This is a genomic window from Paenibacillus sp. EB106-06-01-XG199 (genome assembly GCF_058791575.1).
Map to the genome: position 1 here is coordinate 1 of NZ_JBYTDQ010000045.1, position 630 is coordinate 630.

Here is a 630-nt window from a genome sequence, read left to right on the forward strand (position 1 = left end):
GAATACAGCTGCGCGCTGTTCAATGAGGAGACAGCCGGGCGGTACCTGATGCACTTCGTGCAGCTCTTGTCGCAAATCGCCGGTCAGCCGGAAGCAAGCATCGGCTCGTATGAGCTTGTGACGACGGAAGAGAAGCAACAGCTACTGCACGGATTCAACGATACGGTGGCGGCGTATCCGCGGGAAGCGACGATCCACGGTCTGTTCGAGGAGCAGGTGGAGAAGACGCCGGATGCGGTGGCGGTCGTGTACGGGGATCAGCAGCTGACCTACGCGGAGCTGAACGGGCAGGCGAACCAGCTGGCGTGGACGCTGCGCGGGCAAGGTGTGGGGCCGGAAACGATTGTAGCGGTGATGGCGGAACGCTCACTGGAGCTGATGGTAGGGCTTTATGGCATCCTGAAGGCCGGCGGGGCATACTTGCCGATTGATCCGGCGCTGCCGGCCGAACGCATCCGGTATATGCTCGGGGACAGCGGCGCGGCGGTACTGCTGATTCAGCCCGGCCAGGATTCATGCGGATTTGAGGGGATGGTCATCGAGCTGACGCCTGGAGGGCGGGTGCAATCCGAGGCCAATCCGGAGCTTGCGCCGGATTCCCGGCGTTTGGCGTATGTGATCTATACCTCG

General features: G+C 62.4%; 1 protein-coding gene. It reads left to right on the forward strand.

Translation table 11 applies throughout. From position 1 onward, the window contains the following. Positions 1-630, forward strand: a 630-nt coding sequence (locus AC3WT9_RS34645) for an AMP-binding protein (RefSeq protein ID WP_492408995.1), incomplete at both ends; no start/stop codon positions are given.